Annotated in this window: 8 protein-coding genes; 3 read left to right on the forward strand and 5 right to left on the reverse strand. The window is 72.7% G+C overall.

The features are described 5' to 3' along the window. Positions 1-204: 204 nt before the first annotated feature. From ACFWPS_RS53460 to ACFWPS_RS53470, 3 genes are read right to left on the reverse strand one after another with little or no spacing between them, the layout of a single operon-like run. Positions 205-945, reverse strand: a complete 741-nt coding sequence (locus tag ACFWPS_RS53460) for an FAD:protein FMN transferase (protein ID WP_383721741.1) — start codon at positions 943-945, stop codon at positions 205-207. Positions 946-949: 4 nt separating this feature from the next. Beyond that, positions 950-1,390, reverse strand: coding sequence for an FMN-binding protein (locus ACFWPS_RS53465; RefSeq protein WP_383721743.1), 441 nt, complete (start codon positions 1,388-1,390; stop codon positions 950-952). Positions 1,391-1,400: 10 nt separating this feature from the next. Further along, positions 1,401-2,738 carry a ferric reductase-like transmembrane domain-containing protein gene (locus ACFWPS_RS53470; RefSeq protein WP_383721745.1) on the reverse strand — a complete coding sequence of 446 codons (1,338 nt, stop codon included), beginning with the start codon at positions 2,736-2,738 and terminating at the stop codon, positions 1,401-1,403. A 151-nt stretch (positions 2,739-2,889) separates the two neighbouring features. Here ACFWPS_RS53470 and ACFWPS_RS53475 point away from each other — a divergent pair, with 151 nt between their 5' ends. Together ACFWPS_RS53475 and ACFWPS_RS53480 are read left to right on the forward strand one after the other, a co-directional pair. Continuing rightward, positions 2,890-3,588, forward strand: coding sequence for a response regulator transcription factor (locus ACFWPS_RS53475; protein WP_383721747.1), 699 nt, complete (start codon positions 2,890-2,892; stop codon positions 3,586-3,588). A gap of 59 nt (positions 3,589-3,647) precedes the next feature. Further along, positions 3,648-5,078: a sensor histidine kinase gene (locus ACFWPS_RS53480; RefSeq protein WP_383721755.1), complete on the forward strand. Its 1,431-nt coding sequence runs from the start codon at positions 3,648-3,650 to the stop codon at positions 5,076-5,078. Here ACFWPS_RS53480 and ACFWPS_RS53485 read toward each other — a convergent pair. Together ACFWPS_RS53485 and ACFWPS_RS53490 are read right to left on the reverse strand one after the other, a co-directional pair. Next, entirely contained in the window at positions 5,075-6,373 is a 1,299-nt protein-coding gene (locus ACFWPS_RS53485) for a PP2C family protein-serine/threonine phosphatase (protein ID WP_383721749.1), read from the reverse strand. The genes ACFWPS_RS53480 and ACFWPS_RS53485 overlap by 4 nt on opposite strands. Before the next feature lie 101 nt (positions 6,374-6,474). After that, positions 6,475-6,867: an ArsR/SmtB family transcription factor gene (locus tag ACFWPS_RS53490; protein ID WP_383721751.1), complete on the reverse strand. Its 393-nt coding sequence runs from the start codon at positions 6,865-6,867 to the stop codon at positions 6,475-6,477. A 97-nt stretch (positions 6,868-6,964) separates the two neighbouring features. Between ACFWPS_RS53490 and ACFWPS_RS53495 the strand changes: the two genes are divergently transcribed. After that, a complete protein-coding gene (locus ACFWPS_RS53495; protein ID WP_383721753.1) occupies positions 6,965-8,230 on the forward strand; it encodes an MFS transporter in 1,266 nt (421 codons plus the stop codon). The last annotated feature ends 50 nt before the right edge of the window (positions 8,231-8,280 follow it).

The raw sequence follows: 8,280 nt of genomic DNA on the forward strand, positions 1-8,280 counted from the left end.
GGTGTTCCCCACCGGCGGCCCGCCCGCTCCGATTCTGTATCGAGATATCGTGGTGTGTCGGAGTGATCGACGAGAACGGTGGCACATGGCGGCGACGGCGGAACTGGAGCGAGCAGCGGCCCTGGACACGGTCCGGAAGTCCGTGGCGCGCCGCGTCGCCCGGGACTCCCCCACCTCCGTGCGCTGACCCCGCCGCCGCAGGGGTCAGGCGGCCGCCGACGGCTCCCGCGCGACCGGGAGACCCGCCGTCCGCAGCACCTGACGCCCGGCGTCCACGGCGAACACCTCGCAGCCCGGACGCGCGGCCGCCCACCCCACGCCCTCGGCGCCCATCGCGAAGGCGGCCGTGGCCACGGAGTCCGCCTCGGTCAGCGAGGAGGCGACGACCGTCAGGCTGAGCAGGCCGGTCGCCGGACGCCCGGTACGGCCGTCGACGATGTGGTCGCCGCGCTCGTAGCGGGCGGAGGTGGCGACCGCCCCGTCGGTGAGTTCGAGGACCGTGCACAACCGGTCGGCGTGCTCGGGGTGCCGTACCCCCACCCGCCAGGGCCCGCCCGCGGCGACCACGTCACCGCCGGCGTTCAGCACGAACCGCCGTGCCCCGGCCGCCGACAGCAGTTCCGCCGCCCGCTGCACCGACCAGCCCTTGACCACCGCGCACGGGTCGAGACCCCGCCCGGGCAGCCGTACGTCGAACGCGCCCCCGGTCGCCAGCCGGTACTCCTCGCACAGCGCGAGCACCTCGGCGAGGTCCGGGCTCACCTCGGACCCGGCGAGCTCACCGCGGTCGAGCCGGGAGACCTCGCTGTCCGGCCGGAAGGGGCTGAACCGCTCGTCGACCTCGCGCAGCCAGGCGAAGACCGCGTCGGCGGCGCCGGTGAAATCCCCTTCGTCGTCGACGCGGAGCGAGACCGGGAAGCCCATGACGTGTTCGACCCGCTGCATGCGCTCAGCCCTTCGCGTCGATCGCGGCCTGCAGGGACTCCTTGTAGGCGTCGCTGGTGATCGTCGCACCGGACACGGTGTCGATGTCCGCGCTCTGCGCCTTCAGCGTCTCCGAGATCAGCACCGGCACCGCGGCGGTCGTCTGCGGATGGTTCGGCTGCTGGAGCATCGTCACCGCGGAGATCTTGTCGGCGGAGAAGGTCACCTGGACCTGCACCGGGCCCTTGTCGGTGTTGACGGTGGTGCCCTTGACGACGGTGCCGGAGGAGGTGCCCGCAGCGGCGGTCGAGGCGGCCGACGGCGTGGTGGCGGACCCGGTTGCGGAGGACTCGGTCGTGGAGGACCCGGTGGTGGCGGACGTCGTACCGCCGATCGACGGCTCGTAGCGCCAGACGGGGATCAGGCCCGCGATGCTCAGGACGACGACAGGTATGGCTCGCTTCACGGTGTCTCTCTCATCCCGCCAGGCTGAAACGCTCGAAGTGGATCTGCGGCTTGGGCACGCCCAGGTCTCCCAGGGTGCGCAGCACCGCGTTCATCATCGGCGGCGGCCCGCACAGGAAGACGTCCCGGTCGGCGATGTCGGGCACCAGTCGGATCAGCTCGCGCGGGGCCAGCCTGTCGGGGACCGGCGGGCCGGTGACCAGGTGCAGCTCGGCGCCCTTGGCGACGGCGAGGTCGCGGAGTTCGTCGTAGAGGACGGCGTCCCGGTCGGTGCCGACGCGGTAGATGACGATCGCGTGGCCTTCGAGGTCCTCCAGGAGCGCGCGGACGGGGGTGACGCCGACGCCGCCCGCGATGAGCAGGGACTCGGTCTTCCGGCGGTGCAGGGTGGTGAAGGCGCCGTAGGGGCCCTCGGCGAAGACGCGGGTGCCGACCCTGAGATGGCGCAGCGCGGCGCTGCCGTCGCCGGCGGCCTTGGCGGTCAGGCGCAGGGTGCGGCCGTCGGGGGCGGCCGAGAGGGAGAAGGGGTTCGCCTGCCACCAGCGGTCCCTGGTGAGGAACCGCCAGAGGAAGAACTGACCGGCCTGGGCGGGGAGTTTGTCGAGTTCACGCCCTGTGACGTGGACCGAGACGACGTTGTCCGACTCGGGGACGACGGCGGAGACCCGGAACTGGTGCCGGTAGTTGCGCCACAGCGGCAGGACCAGGCGGCCCAGGGCCACCGCGCCGAGCGCCACGCCCCACACCGCGTACCAGTACGTCTTCGCGGCGGACGACGACGTGAAGGTCGTACCGACCGCGACCTGGTGGCTGAACGCGAGCACCACGGCCACGTAGGTGTACAGGTGGACGAAGTGCCAGGTCTCGTAGGCGAGCCGGCGGCGGGCGTAGCGGGCCGAGACGGCGCCGACCACGACGATGATGCCGAGCGCGACGGTCGCGCGGAGCACGCCCTCCGTCGTCTCGGCGAGGTCGACGAGTTCGGAGACCGGGCCGACGCCCGCGCCGTCGGCGTAGCCGAAGCTGATGAAGACGGCGTGTGCGAGCAGCGTCCACAGCAGGGCGAAGCCGGTCCAGCGGTGCCAGGAGGTCAGCCGGTCCATGCCGATCCGGCGGTCCAGCCAGGGCAGCCGGGCCACCAGCACCAGCTGGAAGGCCATGACGAGGGCGCCGTAGAGGCCGAAGAAGCGGCCGATGACGATCAGGGCGTTGGAGGCGAAGCCCGCCTGGGCGAAGAAGCAGGCGACCACGGCCGCGTTCACGGCGAGCACGGCGTACAGGCCCGTGCGGGCCACCACCCTGGGGCGTATCGCCGTGGGGGGCGCAGGGGGTGATTGGACGGTCGTCACGGGTCGGCAGCTCCTTGATCGGGTCCTGGGAGTCGAGCTTCACCCGTGGCCGCTGTCGTTTTCCTGTCGGAAGACTTTCAACTGGTTATCGATGTGTTTTCTGTGTGAGCACGGGTCTGGCGTCCGTGGCCGTGTGCCGCAGTATGAGCGGGTGGAAAAAGTACGACTCCTCGTCGTGGACGACGACCCGCCGATCGCCGACCTGGTCGCGACGGTCGCGCGGTACGAGGGCTGGGAGGCGGTCACCGCGTATTCGGGTGAGGACGCGCTGGTCCGGGCCGCCGAGTTCCGGCCGGACATCGTGGTGCTCGACCTGATGCTGCCCGATCTCGACGGCTTCGGTGTCCTCGACCGGCTGCGGCACTCCGGGACGATGGTTCCGGTGGTGTTCCTCACGGCGCGCGACGGGGTCGCCGACCGGGTCGCGGGGCTGACCCGGGGCGGGGACGACTACCTGGTCAAGCCGTTCGCGGTGGAGGAGCTGATGGCACGGCTGCGCACGGTGCTGCGGCGCAGTGCCGGACCCGGTTTCCAGCGCTCGGTGCTCCGGGTCGCCGACCTGACGATGGACGAGGACACCCGTGAGGTGCGCCGCGGCGACCGGCTGCTCTCGCTGACCCCGACCGAGTTCGAGGTGCTGCGCTACCTGATGCGCAAGTCGCCGACCGTGCTCACCAAGGCTCAGATCCTCGACCACGTGTGGGAGTACGGCTTCGGCGGCCGTTCGAACGTGGTGGAGCTGGTGGTGAGCCGGCTGCGCCGCAAGATGGACGACGAGACCGGCGGGGAGCCGCTGATCCACACCGTGCGCGGCTTCGGGTACGTCATCCGGCAGCAGGCCGCGGAGTGACCGGCCGGTTCCGGGCCGGCCTGGCGCGGATCGGCCGGCTGCGGCGCTCGTACCGGAGCATGCGCCTGGGCACCCGGCTGGCGCTGGGGCTCGGGGCGCTGGCCCTGGTGGTGTTCGCGGTCGTCGGCACAGCTCTGACGATGTACATGCGGGACTACCTGTCGGCCCAGCTGGACGACCAGCTGGGGCTGGGCCAGGTCGCCCAGTCCAAGAGCATCGCGCAGAACGGCACGCTCCAGGGCAAGAAGTACTACCACTGGTACTACGCCGTGTACGACGTGTCGCACGGCACCCCGGTGCTGCGCAAGCCGGAGGAGAGCAGTGACCTGCCCTCGGACATCGCCCCGCTCACCTCGGTGGCGAAGGCGCAGATCGCGGCCGGCACCGAGGTGCTGCGCACCAAGGACCTGACCGGGGAGGGCGAGTACCGGCTGCGCGGCTGCGAGGTGGAGCCGGGGGTGGTGCTGGTCAGCGGGGCCCCGATGGACACCATCGACAAGACGGTACGACAGCTGGTCACGGTCCAGGTGATCGCCTTCGGGCTGGCGCTGCTGGCGCTGGTGGTGTTCGGCCGCCGGCTGCTGCGGCACGGTCTCGAGCCGCTGAGCGACATGGCGCACACGGCCCATGGCATCGCCTCGCACAATCTGACGGAGTCGGCGGCCCGGCTGCCGCTGCGCGCGGCGAAGCGGGGCGGCGGGCCGGAGGTCGAGGAGCTGCGCACCGCCTTCAACACCATGCTGGAGCACATCGACGACTCCCTCGCCGTGCGCGCCGAGGCCGAGCAGCGGCTGCGCCGCTTCGTCGCGGACGCCTCGCACGAGCTGCGCACCCCGCTGATGTCGGTACGCGGCTACGCCGACCTCTTCCAGTACGCCGCCGCCAACGAGCCCGCGGAACGCGACCGCCATCTGGCCCGGCTGCGCGCGGAAGCCGCCCGGATGGGCATCCTCCTCGACGACCTGCTGCTCCTCGCCCGCCTTGACGCGGCCGAGGTGGAGACCCCGCTGCGGCTGGAGGACGCCGACCTGAGGGAACTGGTCCGGGAGGCCGCCGACGCCTTCCGCGCCGCCCGCGCCGGCCATCCCCTGACGGTGACCGCCGGCCCGGACCCGGTCCCGGTCCGGCTCGATCCGGTCCGTATCCGCCAGGTGCTGGACAACCTCCTCACCAACGCGGCCGTCCACACGCCCACCGGCACCCCGGTGTCCGTGACGGTCGCTGTCACCGCCGGCTCGGCGTCGGTGAGCGTCGCCGACCACGGCCCCGGCATCCCGGCCGGCGACCGCGCCCGGGTCTTCGACCGCTTCTACCGCGTCGACAAGGCCCGCAGCCGTGACCGCGGCGGCAGCGGGCTCGGCCTGTCGGTGGCCCGGGCACTGGTGGAGGCGCACGGCGGGACCATCGGGCTGGGCGACGGCCGCACGGGCGGCACGGTGTTCACGCTGACGCTGCCCAGCAGACCGGCCACTGCCGGCGCCCCCGGCTAGCCCTCCTCCACCGCGTCCTCCGCGCCCGGGCCGAACCCGCCCTCCCGTGGGTGCGGGCGCGCCGCCAGCACCGCGACGTCGTCCTCGGCGTGGCGGGCGTCGAGGCGGGTGAGGATGGACTCCAGCAGGCTGTCGACCCCGGCGGCGGGGGTGAAGCGGAGGTCGGCGAGGCGGTGCAGGGAGCGGTCGATGTCCTCGCCGCGGTGTTCCACCAGGCCGTCGGTGAAGAGCACCAGCGCCTCGTCGGGTTCGAGCCGGTGGGTGGCCGACTCGTAGCCGCCGAAGCCGGTGCCCAGGGGCGGGCCGACGGGAACCTGCAGAAGTGCGGTACGGCCTCCCCTGGTGATCAGCGCGGGCGGCAGATGACCGGCGCTGGCCAGGGTGACCTGCCCGCGGCCGGGGTCGACGCGGACGAGCAGGCAGGTGGCGGGTCTTCGGTCCGCCTCGGTGGCGGCGGTGTCGTCCATCTGGCGCAGCACCCGGTGCGGGGGCAGCTCGGAGGAGGCGATGTAGCGCAGTGAGGACCGGTACGCGTTCATGTCGACGGCGGCCTCCAACCCGTGGCCCATCACGTCGCCGACGACGAGCAGCGTGCGCCCGAAGTGCAGCCGTACGGTCTCGCACCAGTCGCCGCCGACCAGTACCCGCCCGCCGGCCGGGAGATAGCGGATCGCCACGTCCAGGTTGGGGTGCGGCCGGCCCGGCTCGGCGAGCAGGGCGCGTTGCAGGTCACCGGCGGTCCGGTTGACCTGCTCGTACTCACGGGCGTGCCGGATGTGGGAGGCGGCGCGTTCGGCGAGCAGGGCGAGCAGTTCGGCCTCCGCACGGGCGAAGGCGACGCCCTCGCGGGCGCAGACCAGGACGCCGTACTGGTCGGAGCCGCTGGTCAGGGGCGCGCACAGGGCCGGGCGGGTGCGGCTGCCGACCGGACGGGACAGCCAGGGGTCCACCCAGTGGTCGGCCGCCGGGGTGCCCGCGTCCCGGGCCGCCGCGGTGGCCCAGCGGGCGTCGGGCAGCAGATCGGCGTCGCCGGTGATCGACTCGTAGCCGGAGACGGTGTCGCCGACGCGCCGCATCACGGCCGCGCCTCCGCCCACCAGCCGTACCGCCGCCCGGGTCAGTTCCGTGCAGGTGGTGGCCTCGTCGAGGCTCGTGCCGATGCCGGCCGCGGCCGTGCGCAACGCCCGCAGCGGTGCGGAGGGGTCGGCGCCCGCCGTGCGCCCGCCCTGTCCGCCCGGGCCGTCGGCGGACGCGGGTCCCCGGCGGGACTGGAACCATCGCGCGACACCCGACACCCTCACAGAATCTCAAACAGCCCCGGTCCGGGCACCAGCCATCCGGGTGTCACCCCTCCCGGACACGGTTCACCGGGATGGGTGACACGGCCGGGCGGCTGTCAGGCCCCGTCCGGAGTCCACGCCGCGACCAGGTCCAGCAGGCCGGGAAAGCGGGCGTCGAGGTCGGCGACGCGGACCTGGCTGCGGCGCTCCAGTCCGTACTGGCGCTGCCGGGTGACGCCCGCCTCGCGCAGGGCCTTGAAGTGATGGGTCAGGGACGACTTCGGGCGGTCGAAGCCGAACCACCCGCAGGTGTGGTCGAACCGCTCGGACTCCAGCAGCAGTTTCTGCACGATGCGCAGGCGCAGCGGATCACTCAGCGCGCCCAGCACCGTCTCCAGACGCAGGTCCGCCACCGCGGGCTCGGGCAGCGGTTCGGGCAGATCCGCGGGCTCCGGCAACACCTTGAAATCCGGCATCCGCAGGGACGCCGGACGCGCCGTGGCAGGCATGGGCAACTCCTCATGACCCGAATTCTATGTACGACTCCAATCGTACTGCATGCTATGTTCGAGGAAACTCGTACTGCACCAGCAGGAGGGACCTGTCATGTCGGAGAGTCGAACCGCGCCCGTGAAGGTGGTGGATGAGCCGGCAGGCGCGGCGGGTGAACCGTCGAAGGCAAGCGCCCTGCCCGCTCCCACCTGGTGGGTATGGCTGGCCGCCTGGCCGGTGACGGCGGTCTTCATCCTGTCCAACGCGGCGACACCGCTGTACGTGCTGTGGCAGCGCGAGATCGGGTTCTCCAAGGGCACCCTGACCGTGATCTTCGCCTTCTACATCGTCGGTCTGCTCGGGTCACTTCTCGTCTCCGGCGTCGTCTCCGACCGGCTCGGCCGCAAGACGGTCCTGCTGCCCGCCCTGGGGCTGGCACTGGCCGCCTGCGTGATCTTCGCGACCGCGTCGAGCGTGGCCGCGCTGATCGTGGCCCGGCTGTTCACCGGCATCGCCGTCGGCGCGGTGGTCTCCGCGGGCATGGCCGCCGTGACGGACGTGGCCGGCCAGCACCGCAAGCGGCTCGCGGCCCTGCTCGCCTCCTGCGCCATGGTCTTCGGGGCTGGTCTCGGCCCGCTCCTCGCAGGCGTCCTGTCCGAGACCCTGCCGGGCCCCACTGTCACCGTCTTCATGGTGGAGATGGCGTTGCTCGCCACCGCCGTCCTCGCCGTGCTGCGCATGCCGGTGCGCCGCCCCGCCGCCCCCGCCAAGGGCGCCTGGATCCGCGTCCCCGGCGTCCCGGGCGGCAGCGGCCGGCAACTCACCCTCGGCATCGCGGTGTTCGCGCCCGGCATCACCGCAACCTCGTTCGTGCTCTCGCTCGGCCCGTCGCTGCTGTCCGGCCTGCTCGGCACCACCAGCCGGATCGTCGCCGGCGCCATGGCGTTCGTGATGTTCCTGGCCGCCACCGGTGTGCAGTTCGCGGTACAGAAGCTGCCCCGGCGCACCATCCTGACCGCCGGCGCCATCAGCACCACGCTCAGCATGGTCGCGCTGGTCACCGCAGTGCACACCTCGTCGGTCCCGGTGCTGATCGCCTCCGCGCTGCTGGCCGGGGCCGGCCAGGGCATGGGGCAGCTCGGCGGGCTCTCCCTGCTCAACCACAGCGTCCCGGCACAGCGGCTCGCCGAGGCCAACGCGGCCCTCAACGTGGGCGGTTACGTCCCGGCGGGCCTGCTGCCGGTCTCGGCCGGCTATCTCAGCGACGCCATCGGGCTGACCAACGGCGCGACCGTGTTCGCGGTCGTCCTGATGGGCCTCGCCGTCATCGGCGGCCTCGTGGTCGTCGCCTCCCGGCACAAGGTCGCCGAGCCCGTGTGAGCGGGCGGCACCCGCACACCCCCCTCCGGCGGCGCACCGCAGCACCGGCT

This window comes from Streptomyces sp. NPDC058457, from assembly GCF_042720695.1.
In the GTDB taxonomy this organism is placed as follows: Bacteria; Actinomycetota; Actinomycetes; order Streptomycetales; family Streptomycetaceae; genus Streptomyces.